Source organism: Nonomuraea sp. NPDC050790, assembly GCF_044456745.1.
Classification (GTDB): Bacteria; Actinomycetota; Actinomycetes; order Streptosporangiales; family Streptosporangiaceae; genus Nonomuraea.
In genome coordinates this window covers 100,393-118,629 of sequence record NZ_JBITGF010000009.1, presented here as the reverse complement: position 1 = coordinate 118,629, position 18,237 = coordinate 100,393, and the positions used below count along the sequence as shown (strand labels likewise).

At 71.1% G+C, this 18,237-nt stretch carries 18 protein-coding genes and 1 tRNA gene; 9 read left to right on the top strand and 10 right to left on the bottom strand.

The features are described 5' to 3' along the window. Positions 1-44 precede the first annotated feature (44 nt). The 4 genes from ACIBEJ_RS39230 to serS all read left to right on the top strand — a co-directional run bounded on the left by ACIBEJ_RS39230 (position 45) and on the right by serS (position 4,161). On the top strand, positions 45-1,226 hold the full coding sequence (locus ACIBEJ_RS39230) for a glycosyltransferase family 87 protein (protein ID WP_397188023.1): 1,182 nt from the start codon (positions 45-47) through the stop codon (positions 1,224-1,226). 35 nt (positions 1,227-1,261) lie between these two features. After that, complete coding sequence (locus ACIBEJ_RS39225; protein WP_397188022.1) at positions 1,262-1,663, top strand: DUF4446 family protein; 402 nt, start codon at positions 1,262-1,264, stop codon at positions 1,661-1,663. An 18-nt stretch (positions 1,664-1,681) separates the two neighbouring features. Next, complete coding sequence (pheA, locus tag ACIBEJ_RS39220; protein ID WP_397188021.1) at positions 1,682-2,602, top strand: prephenate dehydratase; 921 nt, start codon at positions 1,682-1,684, stop codon at positions 2,600-2,602. 296 nt (positions 2,603-2,898) lie between these two features. Beyond that, positions 2,899-4,161, top strand: a complete 1,263-nt coding sequence (gene serS / locus ACIBEJ_RS39215) for a serine--tRNA ligase (RefSeq protein ID WP_397188020.1) — start codon at positions 2,899-2,901, stop codon at positions 4,159-4,161. 229 nt (positions 4,162-4,390) lie between these two features. Here serS and ACIBEJ_RS39210 read toward each other — a convergent pair whose 3' ends face one another. The 3 genes from ACIBEJ_RS39210 to ACIBEJ_RS39200 all read right to left on the bottom strand — a co-directional run bounded on the left by ACIBEJ_RS39210 (position 4,391) and on the right by ACIBEJ_RS39200 (position 8,476). Next, a complete protein-coding gene (locus ACIBEJ_RS39210; protein ID WP_397188019.1) occupies positions 4,391-6,064 on the bottom strand; it encodes a hypothetical protein in 1,674 nt (557 codons plus the stop codon). After that, the gene (locus ACIBEJ_RS39205) at positions 6,061-7,428 is read right to left on the bottom strand and encodes a hypothetical protein (protein ID WP_397188018.1); all 1,368 of its coding nucleotides are present in this window, start codon (positions 7,426-7,428) and stop codon (positions 6,061-6,063) included. Before ACIBEJ_RS39205 ends, ACIBEJ_RS39210 begins: the two co-directional genes overlap by 4 nt. Before the next feature lie 505 nt (positions 7,429-7,933). Next, positions 7,934-8,476 carry a TetR family transcriptional regulator gene (locus tag ACIBEJ_RS39200; RefSeq protein ID WP_397188017.1) on the bottom strand — a complete coding sequence of 181 codons (543 nt, stop codon included), beginning with the start codon at positions 8,474-8,476 and terminating at the stop codon, positions 7,934-7,936. A gap of 89 nt (positions 8,477-8,565) precedes the next feature. Between ACIBEJ_RS39200 and ACIBEJ_RS39195 the strand changes: the two genes are divergently transcribed. Beyond that, on the top strand, positions 8,566-9,711 hold the full coding sequence (locus ACIBEJ_RS39195) for an FAD-dependent oxidoreductase (RefSeq protein WP_397188016.1): 1,146 nt from the start codon (positions 8,566-8,568) through the stop codon (positions 9,709-9,711). Between the two features lie 86 nt (positions 9,712-9,797). Here ACIBEJ_RS39195 and ACIBEJ_RS39190 read toward each other — a convergent pair whose 3' ends face one another. Next, the gene (locus tag ACIBEJ_RS39190) at positions 9,798-10,001 is read right to left on the bottom strand and encodes a cold-shock protein (RefSeq protein WP_157248489.1); all 204 of its coding nucleotides are present in this window, start codon (positions 9,999-10,001) and stop codon (positions 9,798-9,800) included. Between the two features lie 223 nt (positions 10,002-10,224). Here ACIBEJ_RS39190 and ACIBEJ_RS39185 point away from each other — a divergent pair, with 223 nt between their 5' ends. Then, on the top strand, positions 10,225-11,022 hold the full coding sequence (locus tag ACIBEJ_RS39185) for an HAD family hydrolase (RefSeq protein ID WP_397188015.1): 798 nt from the start codon (positions 10,225-10,227) through the stop codon (positions 11,020-11,022). Here the strand turns inward: ACIBEJ_RS39185 and ACIBEJ_RS39180 are convergent. After that, the gene (locus ACIBEJ_RS39180) at positions 11,013-11,525 is read right to left on the bottom strand and encodes a bacterial proteasome activator family protein (RefSeq protein WP_397188014.1); all 513 of its coding nucleotides are present in this window, start codon (positions 11,523-11,525) and stop codon (positions 11,013-11,015) included. The genes ACIBEJ_RS39185 and ACIBEJ_RS39180 overlap by 10 nt on opposite strands. Positions 11,526-11,530: 5 nt before the next feature. Next, positions 11,531-12,487 carry an NAD(P)H-quinone oxidoreductase gene (locus ACIBEJ_RS39175; protein ID WP_397188013.1) on the bottom strand — a complete coding sequence of 319 codons (957 nt, stop codon included), beginning with the start codon at positions 12,485-12,487 and terminating at the stop codon, positions 11,531-11,533. A gap of 161 nt (positions 12,488-12,648) precedes the next feature. On the opposite strand from ACIBEJ_RS39175, the gene ACIBEJ_RS39170 reads away from it, so the two are divergent. Next, complete coding sequence (locus ACIBEJ_RS39170; RefSeq protein ID WP_397188012.1) at positions 12,649-14,793, top strand: AAA family ATPase; 2,145 nt, start codon at positions 12,649-12,651, stop codon at positions 14,791-14,793. A 1-nt stretch (position 14,794) separates the two neighbouring features. Here ACIBEJ_RS39170 and ACIBEJ_RS39165 read toward each other — a convergent pair. Then, positions 14,795-14,881, bottom strand: a tRNA-Ser gene (locus tag ACIBEJ_RS39165). A 58-nt stretch (positions 14,882-14,939) separates the two neighbouring features. Between ACIBEJ_RS39165 and ACIBEJ_RS39160 the strand changes: the two genes are divergently transcribed. Both ACIBEJ_RS39160 and ACIBEJ_RS39155 read left to right on the top strand, forming a co-directional pair. Further along, entirely contained in the window at positions 14,940-15,257 is a 318-nt protein-coding gene (locus ACIBEJ_RS39160) for an STAS domain-containing protein (RefSeq protein ID WP_397188011.1), read from the top strand. After that, entirely contained in the window at positions 15,254-16,156 is a 903-nt protein-coding gene (locus ACIBEJ_RS39155) for a BtrH N-terminal domain-containing protein (RefSeq protein WP_397188010.1), read from the top strand. Before ACIBEJ_RS39160 ends, ACIBEJ_RS39155 begins: the two co-directional genes overlap by 4 nt. Here the strand turns inward: ACIBEJ_RS39155 and ACIBEJ_RS39150 are convergent. Genes ACIBEJ_RS39150 through ACIBEJ_RS39140 form a run of 3 tightly spaced genes read right to left on the bottom strand, consistent with a single transcriptional unit; the run spans position 16,149 to position 18,229 of the window. After that, positions 16,149-16,994, bottom strand: a complete 846-nt coding sequence (locus ACIBEJ_RS39150; protein ID WP_397188009.1) for an NUDIX domain-containing protein — start codon at positions 16,992-16,994, stop codon at positions 16,149-16,151. The two genes, ACIBEJ_RS39155 and ACIBEJ_RS39150, sit on opposite strands and share 8 nt — an antisense overlap. A gap of 12 nt (positions 16,995-17,006) precedes the next feature. Next, complete coding sequence (locus ACIBEJ_RS39145) at positions 17,007-17,747, bottom strand: M15 family metallopeptidase (RefSeq protein WP_397188008.1); 741 nt, start codon at positions 17,745-17,747, stop codon at positions 17,007-17,009. 23 nt (positions 17,748-17,770) lie between these two features. Further along, positions 17,771-18,229: a universal stress protein gene (locus ACIBEJ_RS39140; RefSeq protein WP_397188007.1), complete on the bottom strand. Its 459-nt coding sequence runs from the start codon at positions 18,227-18,229 to the stop codon at positions 17,771-17,773. Positions 18,230-18,237: the final 8 nt, after the last annotated feature.

Sequence of the window (18,237 nt, the reverse complement as noted above, 5' to 3'; positions counted from 1 at the left end):
GTGTGCGTCCTCGATCGACTGGAGCCACGGTAACGTGCCAGACCGTGACAGGTGGCAAGCGGCAGTGGTGGGCGTGGGCGCTGGCGGCGGTGGTCGTGGCGCTGGCGGCGTGGCCGCTGGTGGAGCAGTGGCTGACCAACCCCGACGACCAGCGGCTGGTCGACCTCGACGTCTACCGCACCGGCGGCGAGATGATCAGGGAGGGACGGCCGGTCTACGAGTTCTTCACCCCCGCGCCGCAACTGCTGCCGTTCACCTACCCGCCGATCGCGGCGCTGCTGGCCGTGCCGCTGGCGATGATGTCGTGGACCACCGCCCAGTGGGTCTGGACGGTCGGCGTCTTCGCGGCCCTGGCCGTCGCGGTCTGGTTCAGCTTCAAGCAGGCTCAGGTGGACAGGAAGCCGCTGCTGTTCGCGCTGGCCATGGTCTGCTGCACCTACTTGATGCCCATCCGCGACCAGGTGCGCTTCGGGCAGGTTGACATCCTGCTCGTCGCCCTGTGCGTGGCCGACCTGCTGGCGGTGCGGCCGAAGTGGCCGCGCGGCTTCCTCATCGGCCTGGCCACCGCGGTCAAGCTCACGCCCGGCGTCTTCCTCATCTACCTGCTGGTCACGCGGCAGTGGCGGACGTTCTGGATGGCCTGCTTCGTGACCGCGCTGCTCACGCTGCTGCCCTTCGCCGTCATCCCCTCGGACGCCGCCGGGTTCTGGTTCTCGGCGCTGCTCGATCCCGAACGCCTGGGCTCCAACGCCGCCACCACCAACCAGTCGGTGCGCGGGATGCTGATCCGGCTGTACCTGCCCGACCTGCTGACGTCCGCGATCTGGCTGGCGCTCGTGGCCTTCATCGGCTGGTACGGCTTCCGCGCGGCCTACCGGGCGTACCAGGAGATGGAGTTCGTCACCGCCGCCGCGCTCACCGGCCTGATGGCGGTGCTGCTGTCGCCCGTCGCCTGGATCCACCACCTGGCCTGGGTCGTCGTCGTACTCGGCGCGATCGTCGGCGACGGGCGCGACCGGGTCCGGCTGTGGGTCGCGGCCGGGGTCTGGCTGTACTACGTCGTCCCGATCCCCTGGTGGGGCGTCTCGCTCAAGGCGCTGGAGATCCCCGTCGTCAGTCCCGTCCTGGGCAAGATCGTGCAGAACGCCTATGGGCTCGGCGCGATCGCGCTCGTCTGGCTCCTGGCCGCCTGGTTGCCCAAACGCCGCGGGATCTTGACCGACTGATTACCCTATGTGTTGTGCTCGTTACCGTATGGGTCATGATCGGCGTCCTCACGGGCGTCAGCGGCGTCGTCATCGGCTACGTCGCGCTCAAGCAGGCCAGGCTGGCCGTGCAGGACTGCCAGCAGATGCTGGCCAGGCAGTCCACCGTCAGCACCATGGGCGGCGACCTCAAGGCCATCCGCGACGTCGCGGTCTACCGCTACGACGCCCTGGAGGAGATGACCGGGAGGCTGTCGTTCTCGATCGCGATGATCAACGGGTTGGGCGACGGCATCGTCCTCACCTCGATCAACGGCCGCTCCGAGACCCGCACCTACGTGCGGCCGGTCGTGGGCGGAAAGGGCCAGACGCCGCTGGCCCCCGAAGAGGAGGAGGCGGTGCGCGCGGCCAGACTCGGACTCGGCCCCGAGATAGAACCACAGGTGGCACGCCGCTGAGCTGGTTACTCTGGTGTCATGCCCAGAATCGCCTATCTCGGACCTGAGGGCACCTTCACCGAGGAAGCCCTGCGGCTCATGGAGCCCGACGCCGACCGCATGCCCTGCGCCACCGTCGGTGCCGCGCTCAACGCCGTACGGACCGGTGAGGCCGACGGCGCGGTCGTCCCGCTGGAGAACTCGCTGGAGGGCGGCATCACCACCACCCTCGACGAGTTCGCGTGGGGCGAGCCGCTGCTGATCACCGCCGAGCTGCTGCTGCCGGTGCGCTTCTCGCTGCTGGCCCGGCCCGACACCGAGCTGGTGCACATCAAGCGCGTCTACACCCACCCGGCCGCCATCACGCAGTGCCGCGGCTACATCAACCGCGAACTGCCCGACGCCGTCGTGGTCTCCGCCCCTTCCACGGCGGCGGCGGCCCAGGAGGTGTCGTTGCCGGGCTCGCCGTACGACGCGGCGATCGCCGCGCCCATCGCCGGAGAGCACTACGGCCTGGTCGAGATCGCCGCCGACATCGGCGACCGCACCGACACGGTGACCAGGTTCGTCCGCGTCGCCCGGCCGGGCACGCTGCCGGACCCCACCGGCTCCGACCGCACCACGCTCGTGGTCTTCCTGGCCGACGACCACCCGGGCGCGCTGCTGGAGATGCTGACGGAGTTCTCGGTGCGCGGGGTCAACCTGACCAGGATCGAGTCGCGGCCCACCGGCGACGGGATCGGCCGCTACTTCTTCCACTTCGACTTCGAGGGGCACGTGGCGGACTCGCGGGTCGGCGAGGCGATCTCGGGCCTGCACCGGATCTGCGGCGAGGTCCGCTTCCTCGGCAGCTACCCGCGCGCGGACGGCGTCGCACCCCAGATCAAACCCGCCACCACCGACGGCGCCTTCACCGAGGCCGCCCACTGGCTGTCTCAGGTTCGTTCCGGTCTTTCCTGACCCCTCGATCCGTTTTCCTAACCCCTCCATCCGTTACGGCTCCGCCACCCCCACGCCACCCGCCGTCGCGGGTTTCCGCCGATCGTGGGGATCGCTTCTCACGTCGGACGTGGTCCCCGCCGTCACGGCCCACGTCGTCCGGATGGGTGGCCAATGCCTGGCCAGTGGGTCGGCCGGATGGGTGGGCCGGCGGCTGGCCGGGTTGGTTGGCGGTGGGTTGGGTGGGTTGTTGGTGGGGCCGTTGGGTGGTGGTAAATGGGTCCTGGGGTCGTGGGGGGAGCGAGTACGCTTGGCCTGTGATTGACCTGCGGACACTTCGGGAGGACCCTGAGCGGCTGCGAGCGTCGCAGCGTGCGCGGGGTGAGGACGACTCGGTCGTCGACAAGCTGCTCGCCCTCGACGAGCGTCGGCGATCTGCGCTGACCTCGTTCGAGACCATGCGCGCCGAGCAGAAGTCCATGGGCAAGTCCGTGTCCAAGGCGCAGGGCGAGGAGAAGCAGGCGCTGCTGTCGCGTGCCAAGGAGCTCGCCGCGCAGGTCAAGGCCGCCGAGGTGGAGGCCGAGCAACTGGGCGCCGAGCTCGACGAGATGGCCCAGGCGGTGCCCAACATCGTCGAGGAGGCGGCTCCGCACGGTGGTGAGGACGACTACGTCGTACTGGAGACCGTCGGTGAGCCCCGGGTCTTCGACTTCGAGCCCAAGGACCACCTGGAGCTCGGCGAGGCGCTCGACGCCATCGACATGGAGCGCGGCGCCAAGGTGTCGGGCTCGCGGTTCTTCTTCCTGAAGGGCGTGGGCGCCCGCCTGCAACTGGCCCTGCTCAACATGGGCATGCAGCACGCGATCGAGGCCGGGTTCATCCCGATGATCACGCCGGTGCTGGTGCGTCCGGAGACGATGGCGGGCACCGGGTTCCACGTCGCCCACGACAAGGAGATCTACCGCCTGCCCGAGGACGACCTCTACCTCGTCGGCACCTCCGAGGTCTCGCTCGCCGGATACCACGCCAACGAGATCCTCGACGGCGCCGAACTTCCGCTGCGTTACGCGGGCTGGTCGTCCTGCTTCCGGCGCGAGGCCGGCTCCTACGGCAAGGACACCCGGGGCATCATCCGCGTCCACCAGTTCGACAAGGTGGAGATGTTCACCTATGTCCGCCCGGAGGACGCCGCCGCCGAGCACCAGCGCCTCCTGGCCTGGGAGAAGGAGATGCTGGCCAAGATCGAGGTGCCGTACCGGATCATCGACACCGCTGCGGGCGACCTCGGCATGTCGGCGGCGCGCAAGTTCGACTGCGAGGCGTGGATCCCGACCCAGGGCCGCTACCGCGAGCTGACCTCGACCTCCAACTGCACCGACTTCCAGTCGCGCCGGTTGGCGGTCCGCTTCCGCGACAAGGACGGCAAGCCGCAGCACGTGGCGACCCTCAACGGCACGCTGGCCACGACCCGCTGGATCGTCGCCATCCTGGAGAACCACCAGCAGGCCGACGGCTCCGTGGTGGTCCCCCAGGCCCTCCGCCCCTACCTGGGCCTGGACGTCCTGGAACCCACCAAGTAACCAGCCGAACCCCAGACCCGCCCCACCAAACGGCCGAACGCCCCCGGAGTCCGGCCCCATTCGGCCGAACGGCTCGACCCACTACGGCCGAACGCCCTGAAGTCCGGCCGACAACGACCAGACGCCCAGGATGTCCGGCCGACAACGACCGGATGCCCAGGATGTCCGGCCCAACCTCGGCGGAACGCCCCGGATGTCCGGCCCGCCAACGGCCGGACATCCTGTTCCGCTAGCGGCCGGAGGTTTCGGGGACCGGCAAGGAGCGGCTGGGGTCCGTCGTGTTGCTGATCGTGGCGGAGCGTGACACCGCGTTCCGCCGTACGATCGCCAGCCCTGCCGCGCCGATGCCGAGGCCGAAGAAGCCCGCGAGGGCGAGCGCCGCCGGGTAGGCGTCCGGCCAGCCCGCGCTCCATCCACGGAACGGCAGCGCCACTCCGGCCGCCACCAGCACCGCCACGCACAGCGCCTCCCGCACCGACTCGCCCGCCGCGCCCTCTCGCCAGGCGGCCAGCGCGGCGCTGGTGAGCACGACGAGCAAGAGGACTCCGCCGCCCACCCCGGCCACCGCGCCAATGAGTCCGGGCAGGTTGATCAGCCAGTAGTAGCCGACGAGCCCCTCATAACGCCAAGGCAGCAGAAGCAGCACCCCGGTCAGCCCGAACCCCAGGGTCGCCCGGCCGGAGCGCACCAGCTCGGGGGTCGCCGCCACCAGGCCCGCGAGCAACGTCCACAGCCCGGCCAGAATCGCCACCCGCGTCTCGCCGTCCACCCGCTCGCCCGGCCCGGTCAGGGCGGCCGCCGCGCCGGTGCTCAGAACGTTGTCGGCCCCGTAGTCGTGGCGTCGCCAGGTCCCGCCGGTGTCGCGCACCACGACGCCGTCCGGGCCGTTGGCGACGACGACCACGTGCCCGTCCGGCCGTTCCAGCACGGCGATGGCGAGCGAGCGCGGGGTCGGCGGGCGGCCGTCGCCGACGTGCCCCCGCTTCAGCCACTCGGTACGGCCCGGCGACACCTCCCACGCCGGCACCCACGTCCTCCCGGCATCGGCGGACCGCTCGACCTTGAGCCGACCGGCGACGATCCGGTAACAGAACTCCACACCACACGCCGAACCCCGAGGCACAGGCACCTCAACGCCCGGCGCCGTAGGCCCCATGGCACTGGAGGACTCGGTGGCAACCGCGGTCTCAGCGGCGCCCGTGGGCTTGGCACCGGTGGGCTCGGACTCGACGGCGTCCGTGGGCCGAGCGTCCGTGGGCCGAGCGTCCGTGGGCCGAGCGTCCGTGGGCTGGGCGTCCGTGGGCGTGAGTTCGGTGGTGTTTCGGGGTGTGGTCGGTGTCTCGGGGGCCGGGTTGGCCGGGGGCAGAGTGCGCCAGGTTCGGCCGTCCGGTGAATGGTTGTCCGCTCCCCAACTCCCCACCACCATGATGCCGCCGTCGGACAGGTAGACGTTGTCCGCGCTGGGCGGACCGCCCACCGGCCCGGTCGCCCCCACCGCCAGTACGGCCAGCGGCACCCCCACCACCGCCGTCCACCGCCTGGGCGCCTCGTGCCTCCTGATCCGCCACGCCAGCCCCAGCGCGGGCAGGGCCAGCAGGTCGGTCGGGTCGGCGAGGATCCGGGACGGCCCGGCGACCAGCGTCCAGGCGTGCGAGGCTAGCTCGGCCCCCGTCCCGGTCGTCTTCACCAGCGCGAACACCACCCCGGTCAGCACCGTGGCGGCCAGGTCCGCCCGGCGCGCGAACACCAGGGACACCAGCGGCGCGGCCACCACCAGCCCGGCCAGGTCGCTCAGCTTGCCGGTGACGAAGCCGGGCCACAGTTCCTTGAGCACGTGGTCGTTGATCAGAAGGACCAGGGCGGCGGCCAGCGTCGCCGGGTGGCACAACCAGGCCCGCTTCATGGGCGGTCGGCCGGGGTCGTGGCGGCCCGCCGTACCAGAGCGAGGCCGAGGGCGGCGAGGGCGACGGCGAGGAAGGCGGCGAGGGCGAGGGCGACCTCGTAGGAGTCGGGCCACCCGAACGCCCAGCCCCGGAACGGCACCGCGATGCCCAGCGCGACCAGCACCCCCGTGCCCAGCGCCGTCCAGAGCGCGGTGGAGTGGATCTTGGCGAGCACCGCCTCCACGATCGCGACCACGACCCCCGCGAGCAGGAGCGGAGCCCCGGCCAGCCACAACAGGGCGGGCACGCCGCCCGGCCACGGGTCGAGCAGCACGTAGGGGAGCACGCCGGCGGTGGCGAGGGCGGGCGCGATCCAGTGCGCGGCGCTTCTGCGCCTGCCTGCCGCCGCGACCATGAGCCCCGCCACGCACGCCCAGAGCCCCGCCAGCACCGCGACGGCGAGTTCGCCGCCGACCTCGTCACCGCCGTCCACGGGCGTCGCGGCCCGCGCGGTGAGCCGTCCCGACGGGTCGTAGCCGAGCCGGGTCCACTGGCCGTCCTCGTCCCGTACGGCGACGCCGTCCCGGCCGTTCGCCACCACGACCACGTGCCCCCGCGCCGTCGCCTGGACCGCCAGCGACGCCGACGAGACCTCCTCGCCATAGGCGCGTTCGAGCAGCTCGTGGCGGCCCGGCGAGAGCTCCCAGGACGGCCGCCAGGTCACGCTGGCGTCGTCGGACTGCATCACCCTGACGCCGTCGCCGCGCACCCAGTAGCAGCGCCGGGGCTCGCGCGGCACGCACATGGACCGCTGGCTCGCAAGATCCGGATCCCTCCGGCCGGAGAGGTGCCAGGTGCGGCCGCCGTCGGTGGAGACGTTGCTCGCCGCCCAGGTGCCCGTCACGGTGATCCGGGCGCCGTCGACCCGCACGACGTCCGCCGCGGGCGGGCTGTGCGTCGCGCTCGTCGCCGCCACGGCCAGGACGGCCAGCGGCACCCCCGCCACCGCCGTCCACCGCCTGGGCGCCTCGTGGTTCCTGATCCACCACGCCAGGACGAGCGCGGGCAGGGCCAGGAGGTCGCTGGGATCGGCCAGGACGCGCGAGGGGCCCGCGACAAGGGTCCAAGCCACGGACGCCGCCTCCGCGCCCGTCTCCGTCGTCTTCACGAGGATGAACAGCGCTCCGGTGAGCAGCGTCGCCGCCAGGTCGGCCCGGCGCAGGAGGAGGAGGGAGAGCAGGGGAGCGGCGACCACCAGCCCGGCGACGTCGCTCAGCTTGCCGGTCACGAACCCCGGCCAGGCCTGCTTGAGCAGGTGATCGTTGACGAGCAACAGCAACGCCGCGACGACCGTCGCGGGATGGCACAACCACGCGTACCTCATGCACTGATCGACGGCGCCCCTTCCGCCGGCGTTCGGCCCCCACCCACTTCGAGTCGCACTCGTGATCCTCGTACGTCCGCCGGACACCCGTCCGTTATGGACGTGAGACCGGGCGTTCGTCCCGGAACCACGCGTTCGTCACGGCTCCAAGACCACCCATCCGTTACGGCTCCCGCCACCCCACCCACCACCCGCCGACGCGCGCGGGCGCCGATCGTGGGGATCGCTTCTCACGTCGGACGTGGTCCCCACCGCAACGGCCCACGTCACCCACCTCCTGGGAAACCCACCCAACCCGAGCCCAAGGGGATGCCCGGCACAAACGGGAGCCGGGCCTGGAGGAGAGCCCGGCCCCAAGGAGATGTTCGGCCCCATGGGGGGTGTCCGGTCCCGAGGGGTGTCGGGCCCCATGGGGGTGTCCGGTCCCAAGGGATGTCGGGCCATGGGGGAGCCCGGTCCCAAGGGGGTGTCGGGCCCCGAGGGGAGTGCGAGCGCGCGGGGTGGGTCAGTCGCAGAGGTAGCGCTGGATGGTTGGGGCGGTCCAGGTGATGAGGTCTTCACGGGGCATCGCCACGATCGGCGGGAACTTCAGGATGTAGCGGGCCAGAGCCAGCCCCAGGATCTGGGAGGCGGCCAGGCCGGCGCGGATCGGGGCCTGTTCCGGGCTGGTCAGGGCGGCGACGACCGGGGTCAGTTGGCCGGCGAAGATGGCGCGCATGCGTTCGGCCGCCGCCTCGTTCGTGACGCCGGTGCGCAGGAGGACCTGGAGCGCCTCGTTGTGCTCCCACAGCCCGAGGAAGTGGGAGACCAGCGCTTTGCCCAGTTCCTCACGCGGCAGGGCGGCGAAGTCCGGAAATTTCAGGTCGATGTGGGCGGCCGCGGCGAACAGCTTCTCCTTGTTGCCGAAGTAGCGCATCACCATCGCCGGATCGATCCCGGCGTCACCGGCGATTGACCGGATCGTGGCCTTCTCGTAGCCGTCTGCGGCGAAGCGTTCCCTGGCCGCGGCCAGGATGACGGCCTTGGTGTCCGCGGAGCTCCTTCTCATGTCAACGATTGTAGGCCAACAAGTGTTGACATAGCCAGCGCGCCGGGCGCACACTAATGCCAACAAGCGTTGACCAAGAGGAGAACGAGATGCTTCCCACCGCCACCGACGTCCTGGTCATCGGCGCCGGCCCCACCGGCCTCACCCTGGCGCTCTCGCTCACGCTCCAGGGCCTGGACGTCACCGTCGTGGACAACCAGGAGGAAGGCGACAACACCTCCCGCGCCGCCGTGGTGCACGCCCGCACGCTGGAACGGCTGGAGCCGCTCGGCGTCGCCGCGCCCATGGCCGGGCGGGGCATCCACGCCAAGCAGTTCACGATCAGGGACAGGGATCGCGTGCTGGTGCCGGTGCCGTTCGGGAATCTGCCGACCGACTACCCGTACACGCTGATGATCTCCCAGGCGGAGACCGAGCGGATCCTGCTGGACCGGCTGGTCGAGCTGGGCGGGCGGGTGGCCAGGCCGTACACGCTGACGGGGCTCACCCAGGACGGCGCGGGCGCCACCGCGGTCTTCTCGGACGGCAGCACGGTGCGCGCCCGCTACGTGGCCGGCGCGGACGGCATGCACAGCACGGTCAGGCAGCAGGCCGGGATCGGCTTCGGCGGCGAGGCCTACCCGGAGTCGTTCTCCCTGGCCGACGTACGGCTCAGCGGCGGCGTGCCCAGCGAGGAGGTCGTGCTGTACTTCTCGCCGGCCGGGCTCGTCGTGGTGGCCCCGCTGCCCGACGGGACGTTCAGGATCGTCGCCACGGTCGACGAGGCGCCCCAGGAGCCCGGCGTCGAGTACGTGCAGCGGCTGCTGGACGAGCGGGGCCCACGGCGCGACAGGGCCGTGGTGAGCGAGGTCGTGTGGGGCTCGCGCTTCCGGATCCACCACCGGGTGGCGGACACGTACCGGAGCGGCAGGGTGGTGCTGGCGGGCGACGCCGCGCACGTGCACAGCCCGGCGGGCGGCCAGGGGATGAACACCGGCATCCAGGACGCCGTGGCGCTCGGTGAGGCGCTGGCGGAGACGCTGAAGACCGGGGACGAGGCGCCGCTGGACGCCTACGCCGCGGCCCGCCGTCCGGTCGCCGAGCAGGTCGTGGCCTTCGCCGGCCGGTTGACCGCGCTGGCGACGATGAGCAGGACGCTGCGGCCGGTCAGGAACGTGGTGCTGCGGCTGCTGGCCATGCTGCCCGCCTTCCGGCGGTCGCTGGCCTGGCGGCTGTCGGGGCTGATCTACCGGTGACCGGCCGGCCGGTGAGCAGGGCCCTGGACAGCGGAAAGGGCGAGGTCCGCTGGAAGCGAACCCCGCCCTACCTCGCTTACTTCAGATCAGATGGCGCGGACGGCAGAGGCCTGCGGCCCCTTCTGTCCCTGCGTGATCTCGAACTCGACCCGCTGGCCGTCTTCGAGGCTGCGGTAGCCGTTGCCCTGGATCTCGGAGAAGTGCACGAACACGTCCGGTGCACCGCCGTCCGGAGCGATGAAGCCGAAGCCCTTTTCAGCGTTGAACCACTTGACGGTTCCCTGAGCCATAAAAGCTCTCCCTCAGGATGTGAATCTATGGGACCCACACCTCATGGGTCCCGGTGTGTCGTACAGCAGCAACCCGGGGTGGCTCAGACAAAGTCATGCTGGTTTTCACTACGGGATCAGCTAATACAACGCCATCACATCTAACACCATTCCACCGCCTTGGTGTTCCCCTCGCTAGGAAGATTTCTGTTGGACGGCATCACCGGGCAAACTGGAACCCGTTATGAACACCCCTCGCCTTGTCGCCACCGACCTCGACGGAACCGCCCTGCGCTCCGATGGAACGGTCTCTCCCCGTACCGCTGCTGCCTTCGCCAGGGTAGAGGAATCCGGAGCTGTGCTGGTACTCGTCACGGGCCGCCCGCCTCGGTGGATGAGCGAGGTGGCGGAGGTCGTCGGGCACCGTGGCGTGGCGATCTGCGCGAACGGGGCGCTTGTCTACGATCTACACACCGAACAGATTCTTGAATCCCACCTGATCCAGGCCGACGTGCTCGTGGAGGTCGTGGATCAGCTAAGAGCGAACATCCCCGGACTGGCATTTTCGGTCGAGTACGAAGGTGGTTTTGCGCACGAGTCAGATTTCCGGCTGGGCGGTCTGGACCGACGGGCCGGGGGCGCGGGGGTGGTCGCGCCGGGGATCCTCACCTCGCGGCCGTGCGCCAAGTTGCTCGCCCTGCACCCGCGGATGGACCCCGACCGCTTCCACGGCGCCGTGCACGACCTCGTGGGGCATCTGGTGACCGCGACCCACTCCAGCCGCAGCGCGCTGGTCGAGATGAGCGCGCACGGCATCACGAAGGCCACCGCGCTGGCGGCGCTGGCCAGAAGGCACGGGATCGGGCCCGAGGACGCGGTGGCGTTCGGTGACATGCCGAACGACCTGCCCATGCTCGCGTGGGCGGGCAGGTCGTACGCGGTGGCCAACGCGCATCGCGACGTGCTGGCCGTGGTCGGTCAGACGACCGCGGCCAACGACGAGGACGGCGTGGCCCGCGTGCTCGAAGAGCTCTACAGGTAGGGGCCGGAGCCGCCGGGCTGCTGCTGGCCCTCCTGCGGCACACCGGGCAGCGCCCTGCGCATCTGCTCCAACTGGGCCCTGGCGGCCATCTGCTGGGCGAACAGCGTCGTCTGGATGCCGTGGAAGAGTCCTTCCAGCCACCCGACCAACTGGGCGTGGGCGATGCGCAGCTCGGCCTCGCTGGGCGGGGCGCCGTTGTCGTCGGTGAACGGCAGCGACAACCGCTCCAGCTCGTTGACCAGCTCCGGGGCGAGGCCGTCCTCAAGCTCCTTTATGGAGGACTCGTGGATCTCCTTCAACCGCTTGCGGCTGGCCTCGTCGAGGGGCGCGGCGCGTACCTCTTCGAGGAGCTGGCGGATCATGCTGCCGATGCGCATCACCTTCGCGGGCTGCTCCACCAGGCTCGCGACCGAGCGCTCTTCGTCGCCGCCGTCGCCCTGCTGCCCCTGGAAGTCGGGCCCGACCACAACGATGTGGGGGGTGTTGTTCTCCTCAGCATTCATACGTCTCACCGTACTAGCAGGATCTTGCCGACGTGTTCCCCGGAATCGAGCATTTCGTGCGCCCGCGCGGCCTCGGCCAGGGGCACCTCCGCGTAGATCACCGGGCGCACGGCACCCGCGCTGACCAGCGGCCACACGTTGTCGACGACCCCGCGCACGATGACGCCCTTCTCGTCGGTGGGCCGCGAGCGCAGCGTGGTCCCGTGTACGGCCGCGCGCTTGTCGAGCAGCATCCGCAGATCGAGCTCGGCCGAGAGGCCGCCCTGCAGCCCGATGATCACGAGCCGCCCACCCGTCCGCAAAGCTTTGATATTTCGGGACAGATACTTTGCGCCCATGATGTCCAGGATGACGTCGGCCTCCGCCGTTTCGGCGAAGTCCTCCTCCCGGTAGTTGATCACCTCGTCGGCGCCCAGCTCCCTGAGCCGCTCCAGCTTCTCCGCCGTCCCCGCGGTCGCGATCACCCGCGACCCGAACGCCTTCGCGAGCTGGATCGCCATCGTCCCCACGCCGCTGGCCCCGCCGTGCACGAGCAGCGTGTCCGAGCGCCGCAGCCGCGCGGTCATGAACACGTTCGACCACACCGTGCAGACCACTTCCGGAAGCGCCGCCGCTTCGGTCAGAGAGACGTTGTCCGGCACCGGCATCACCTGCTGCCACGGCACTGTCACCTGTTCGGCATATCCGCCGCCGCCCAGCAGCGCGCAGACTCGGTCGCCGACCTTGAAGTGCTCCACGTCCGCGCCGACCTCGGCCACGACGCCCGAGCACTCCAGGCCCGGATACGCCGAATCGCCGGGAGGCGGGTTGTAGAAGCCGAGCCGCTGGAGGACGTCCGCCCTGTTGACGGCGGAGGCGGCCACGTCGATGAGCACGTCCCCCGGCCCAGGACGGAGATCGGGCACCTCGCGCCACTCCAGAACCTCCGGCGCGCCGGGCTTGGAGATCACAATCGCTCGCATGCTGACCAAGGTAGGTGCAAACTGCAACCTGTGGCACTCCGCCAGGCGCGGAGCGCGGGCGCCGGGCAAAGAAGTTGAGGGTTGCCGCCGTCCGGCGGATCGCTTGACGTTAATCTGCAATGTATTTGCTGCCCCTTTAGACCCACCCGAGGGGGAACACGGTGGCAAGGCACGATCGCGAAGAATCTCTGGAAGAGCAGCTCGCCTGGCTCGACGCCATCAAGGAGACGGAAGAGGCGCCGGTGGCCGTCAGCGCCGCCAAGGCCGAGGCCGCGCCTTCGCCGTACCCGAAGGACCCGTGGCTGTCGGTGCCGTCCGCGCAGGAGACGCCGACCCCGCCGCTGTTCCGCGCCGCCGTCGACTCCGTGTACGGCTCGGCCGCCGCGGAGGAGCTGCCCGCCACCGAGAGCGAGGCCGCCGAGTGGCTGGGTGACGAGGCCACCCCGGGCAAGGAGCCCGCAGGGTCCGGCGCCGCGTCAGGGTCCGCGTCCGGATCGGGGTCCGCGTCCGGGTCGGTGCCCGCGCCCGGGGCCGGGTCCTCCGCCGACGACGAGGCGGAGAGCTTCCTGGCGCCGCTGAAGCCGCTGCCGCGGCCCGACGACACCGACACCTACCAGCTCCTGCCCGACTCGCCGTCGGCGGAGGACGACAAGCCGGCCAAGGCGGAGTACACCGAGGCCGAGACCCAGCCGGACAATGCGTGGCCGAAGCCGCCCGAGTGGTCCAGGCCCGCCTTCGACCTGCCCAAGCCCGCCTTCGACGAGCAGAAGGCCGGCTTCGACCAGGACTTCGGCAGCCCGTTCACGCAGGACCTTCCGCTCGACTTCGAACGTTCCCGCGCGGCCGTGGACCTGCCCGGGGCCGACGCGCCCGCGGACCGGCCCGAGGTGGCGGAGGACGACGAGGAGGAGCGGCTCCAGAAGCGCTTCGAGGCGTTCAGGCCCGACTGGTCACCGCGCAACGACCCGTTCGACCAGGCCGCCGCCGAGCAGCCGGTCAAGGAGCGGCCCCGCGCGGACCGACCCCGCACCGAGCCCCACCCGCTCGCGGAGCCGAAGCCCCATCCTCTTGACGAGTCCAAGCCCCAGCACTCGCGCGCGGAGTCCAGGCCGCACCCCTTCGCCGATTCCAAGCAGCACCCGTTCGCCGACTCCAAGCCGAACCCCCTGGCCGAGCCCGAGCCGCGGCCCTTCGTCGAGCGGCCGCAGCCCTCGGAGCGGGGCTTCGATCGGCCCCAGCCCGCCGAACGGCCTCAGCCCGCGGGCCGTCCCGAACCCGCCGGCCGTCCCGAGCCCGCCGAGCGGCCCGCGCCGCGTCGCCGGGCCGCGCCGGTGCCGGTGTTCACCTCGCCGCCGCGCCCGCCGGTCACCGGCCGCCCCACCGCCGACAGCCTCGACCCCGAGTCGCTGCTGCGCGGTCGCCGCAACGCGCCGTCCAAGGGCTGGCGCAGGCTGGTGTACAAGGCGTCGGGCGGGTGGATCAAGCCCGGCGAGCCGGCCGAGGTGCGCCGCCGCCGCGAGCTGCTCAACCGGGCCAGGACGCCGGTGGCCACCGGTCACCACCGCGTCGCCGTACTGAGCCTGAAGGGCGGAGTCGGCAAGACCACGACCACGGTCGGGCTCGGCGCGACGCTGGCGCAGGTGCGCGGCGACCGGGTGATCGCCGTGGACGCCAACCCCGACCGCGGCACCCTGTCGGACAAGCTGGAGCTGGAGACCTCCGCGACCGTGCGTGACCTGCTGAACGAGCGGGACCAGGTCAAGAGGTACGTGGACATCAGGGCCTTCACCTCGCAGGCGCCCTCCCGGCTGGAGGTGCTCGCCTCCGACCGCGACCCGTCGGTCTCCGAGGCGTTCAGCGGCGCCGACTACCAGGCCGCCGCGCAGGTGCTGGAGAACTTCTACTCGATCTGCATCACCGACTGCGGCACCGGCCTGCTCCACTCGGCCATGGGCGGCGTCCTGGGCCTGGCCGACCAGATCGTCCTGGTCAGCTCGCCCTCGGTGGACGGCGCGCGGGCCGCCTCGGCGACGCTCGACTGGCTGGAGGCGCACCACTACGGCGACCTGGTCAGGGACGCCACCGTGGTGCTCTGCAGCGTACGGCCGCGCTCGAAGTCGGCCGTGGACATCAAGAAGCTGGAGGCCCACTTCGCGGCACGGTGCCGGGCGGTGGTCCGCGTGCCGTACGACCCGCATCTGGAGGAGGGCGCGGAGATCGACCTGGACCGGCTCCAGGAGGCGACGAGAGAGGCATACCTCCAGCTCGCCGCCAGCGTGGGGGACGGCTTCGCCGGCCCGGAGTGAGCGGAGGGTGTGGGATTCGAACCCACGAGACCATCGCTGGCCTGGCCGCTTTCAAGGCGGCTGCACTCGTCCACTATGCGAACCCTCCAGTGCGCACACCACCATAGCGGCTGTTCCCCTTCTGACGCGCGCGGTAAGTTCGGTGGGTGGATCTCAGGGTCGAGGTCGAACGCGCCGGTGGGCACGCTGTCGTACGTCTTGCGGGGGATCTCGACAAGCTGTCGGCCCCCCGGCTGAAACAGCGGCTCGTGGAGCTGTCCGAGGACGGCTGCCACGCCCTCGAACTGGACGCGGCGCGGCTCGACTTCTGCGACTCCAGCGGGCTGTGGGTGCTGGTCGAGCACCATCGGCGGCTGACCGCGCTCGGCGGCACCATGCGGCTGAGCGGCGTGCACGGCATCCTGCAGCGCGTCCTCGACGTCACCGGCCTCAAGGCCGTCTTCTATCCGATGAGGGCACCATGACCCACTACGAGTCGGCGCTGCTGCGCCGCGTGCTCGGCGAGGAACTGCCGGAGTCCATGTGGTTCGGCCTGGGCGGCGGGATCGGCTTCATGTACTTCGTCTTCGAGTACACCGGTGAGCCGCCGCACCTGTCGATCATCGCCCAGGCGCACCCGGAGCCGATGTTCGTGCGGGCGCTGGAGCGCGCGGGGGTGCCCCACGAGGTTCGCCGCACGGGCTCGGCCAAGGTGGCCGAGCGCAACCTGCGCGCCGCGCTCGACGCGGGGCGCCGCGTGGTGTGCCGGGTGGACCGGCACCGGCTGCCCTGGCGGCCCGACTTCCCCTTCCCCGAGCCGATCGACGTGGATGTGCTCGGCGTCTCCGGCGATCGGGTACGGCTCGGCGACGGCGAGATGCCCCTGGAGGCGTTCCTGGACGCCTGGTCGGCGGCCAAGAAGGAGCGGCACCAGCTCGTCGAGATCACCGGGACCGGCGGCGGCCGGCCCGACGTCGCCGGCGCGATCAAGGAGACCTCGGCCAGGCTGACCGGGCCGGTGCTGGGCAACAACTTCGACGTCAACTTCGGGCTGTCGGGCATGCGCAAGCTGGCCGAGCAGCTCGGCGACACCTCGACCAAGCAGGGGTGGACGCGCCGCTTCCCCGACGCCGAGGTGGCGCTGGACCGGCTGGCGGTCTGCCTGGACGTGGACTACACGGCTCCGGCGGCCTCGCGGCCGCTGTTCGCGGAGTTCCTGGCGGAGGTGGGGGAGGACGCCGCCTCCCGGATTTATCGGGCGTCGGGGGAAATATGGGCTGATGTGGTGAGTGCGGCTCGGGCCAGGGAGTCGTACCCGCGCATCGGGGAGCTGGTGGGCGCCGCCGTACAGGAGGAGGAGCGTGGGGTCGCGGCCATCAGCTGAGCTGGGAGAGCAGCCACCGCGGTCCTGACGTCTCGGCGCCCAGGGCGCTCACGCGCTCCTTGAGGCCGCGGTCGGCGGTGACGACGCGGTAGCGCTCCCAGGGCTTCGCCTGGCGGACCAGCTCGACGATCGTGTCGTCGCCGCTGCCCTCGGCCGCGACCACCTCGACCCCGCCCGCGGGCGGCGTCTGCCTGGCCGCGCCCTCCACGACCGCCACGATCCGCGGGTACCACTGCGCGAGCAGCGGGTGCGTGAGGCCGCTGCGGGCGGCCACGTCGCGCACCAGCCGGGTGGCGGCGCCGAGGCGGTCCTTCCACCAGCCGTGCTCGGCGCGGGCGCCGACGATGTTGGCCACGTCGAGCACCACGGTCTCGGGGACGAGCACGCCCTGGACCTCGGCCCACGTCTCGGCGAAGCCCGGGTGCAGCTTCCTGGCGGCGATCTCCGGCAGGGGCAGCCAGAGGAGCTCGGAGCTCTCGGAGTTGGCGGGCGCGGCGGCCAGCAGGGCCCCGGCCTCGGCGATCACCGTCTCGAACGTCCAGCCGCCGTGGTCGTCGAGGTAGACGCCGCGCACGTGCAGGCCGTCGGCGCCGAGCGCCGCCTCCTCCTGCGCCTCGCGCAGCGCGCTGACGATCGCGTCCTCGTGGCTGTCGCGGGCGCCGCCGGGCAGGCCCCACGTCCCGCCGTGGTGGCTCCACCACGCGCGCTTCTGCATCAGGACGTGCGGGGTGCCCTGGTCGTCATGGTGTACGGCCAGCAGCCCCGATGCCCCGTGCAGTCCCCAATGCCGATGCCCTCGGGAGCATTCGGCCCATCCGTCGCCGTCTTTCGCCGCCATACGAATATTCTGTCAGCCCCCGCCCTTGCTGAAATGCTGGTAGTCCTTCGTGCCGGACCAGTAGCCGCCCCACTCCCATCCGACGGCGGCGAAAGCCTTCACCACCTTGTCACGAGGATTTATGACACCTTTACCGTCCATTGGACGTTCGGTGAATTTCTTCGCGTTTTGGTGGGCCGTGCCGCCGTCTGAGGTGACGTATGGGTTTTCGCGAGGATTGATGTCGATTGCCTGGCCGTAGGCGTGCTTCGACCAGTTGCTCGACCCGGTGGCAGGGCGGCAGTTGAAGGCCGAGGTGTTGTCGGCGTCGATCGAGTCGTAGTCGTCGCCCTTGTAGGCGTCGACCAGCTCCATCTTCTTGATCGGCCAGCGCTGGTCGTACAGCTTCCTGAAGACCGTGACGATGTCGTCGGTGACCGTCTCGCGCACGATCAGCTCGCCGGTGTGGGCCTTGTCGTCGAAGCCCCAGTAGGTCATCGTGATCAGCCGCAGGTCGCCGAGCGGCACGGGGCAGCCGGGCCGCCACGAGTACGGGACCTTGTCGCGGGAGACCTTGGAGATCTTGGCGGAGAACTCCGGCGGGCCCGCAGGGGTGCTCGGGGTGCTCGGGGTACTCGGTGCGCTCGCGGTCTCGGTGGGCTCCGCGGGCGGTGTGGTCGTCGGCGGGGCCTCGGCGGCTGAGGCGACCGGTTTCTGCTGCCCGGCGCACGCTGCCGCCGCAAGCACCATGACCAGGGCCGTTACACGCTTCATCCAGCCACGATACGTGCTTTCCGCTACGGCACGATGAGGACGGTACGTCGGGAGCGACGGGCGAGTCCGACCGAGACGGAGCCGGCGAGGCTGTGCCAGACCGAGCGGGAGCGGCCGACCACGATGGCGTCGGCCATGCTGGCGTCGGCCAGCGACTCCAGCGCGCGGGTGGCGTCGCCGCGCAGGGCGACGAACTGCCAGGGCACGCCGACGCCGCGCAGTTCGTCGCGCAGGTCCTCGGCCAGGTCGCCGGCCGGGTCGGGCACGATCGGCGACCCGGCGAAGAACCACAGCGTGGCGCTGTTCAGCGACTCCACGAACGCCACCAGCAGGCCGGCGTTGTCCCTGCGGGCGAGCCCGGCCGCGTACGCGAGCGCGTTGCGGCTCGGGCCCGAGCCGTCGTAGCCGACCACGATGAGGCCGGCGCCGTCCTTGCCGATCTCGAAACCCGGCTTGGCCAGCGGCTCCCCTTGGGCGTGCACCGCGGGCC

Bases quoted from the DNA above. Each gene is read 5' to 3' on its own strand.
- ACIBEJ_RS39225 (WP_397188022.1), top strand. From the start codon at position 1,262: ATGATCGGCGTCCTCACGGGCGTCAGCGGCGTCGTCATCGGCTACGTC.
- pheA (WP_397188021.1), top strand. From the start codon at position 1,682: ATGCCCAGAATCGCCTATCTCGGACCTGAGGGCACCTTCACCGAGGAA.
- ACIBEJ_RS39210 (WP_397188019.1), bottom strand. From the start codon at position 6,064: ATGAAGCGGGCCTGGTTGTGCCACCCGGCGACGCTGGCCGCCGCCCTG.
- ACIBEJ_RS39205 (WP_397188018.1), bottom strand. From the start codon at position 7,428: ATGAGGTACGCGTGGTTGTGCCATCCCGCGACGGTCGTCGCGGCGTTG.
- ACIBEJ_RS39200 (WP_397188017.1), bottom strand. From the start codon at position 8,476: ATGAGAAGGAGCTCCGCGGACACCAAGGCCGTCATCCTGGCCGCGGCC.
- ACIBEJ_RS39195 (WP_397188016.1), top strand. From the start codon at position 8,566: ATGCTTCCCACCGCCACCGACGTCCTGGTCATCGGCGCCGGCCCCACC.
- ACIBEJ_RS39190 (WP_157248489.1), bottom strand. From the start codon at position 10,001: ATGGCTCAGGGAACCGTCAAGTGGTTCAACGCTGAAAAGGGCTTCGGC.
- ACIBEJ_RS39185 (WP_397188015.1), top strand. From the start codon at position 10,225: ATGAACACCCCTCGCCTTGTCGCCACCGACCTCGACGGAACCGCCCTG.
- ACIBEJ_RS39180 (WP_397188014.1), bottom strand. From the start codon at position 11,525: ATGAATGCTGAGGAGAACAACACCCCCCACATCGTTGTGGTCGGGCCC.
- ACIBEJ_RS39175 (WP_397188013.1), bottom strand. From the start codon at position 12,487: ATGCGAGCGATTGTGATCTCCAAGCCCGGCGCGCCGGAGGTTCTGGAG.
- ACIBEJ_RS39155 (WP_397188010.1), top strand. From the start codon at position 15,254: ATGACCCACTACGAGTCGGCGCTGCTGCGCCGCGTGCTCGGCGAGGAA.
- ACIBEJ_RS39150 (WP_397188009.1), bottom strand. From the start codon at position 16,994: ATGGCGGCGAAAGACGGCGACGGATGGGCCGAATGCTCCCGAGGGCAT.
- ACIBEJ_RS39145 (WP_397188008.1), bottom strand. From the start codon at position 17,747: ATGAAGCGTGTAACGGCCCTGGTCATGGTGCTTGCGGCGGCAGCGTGC.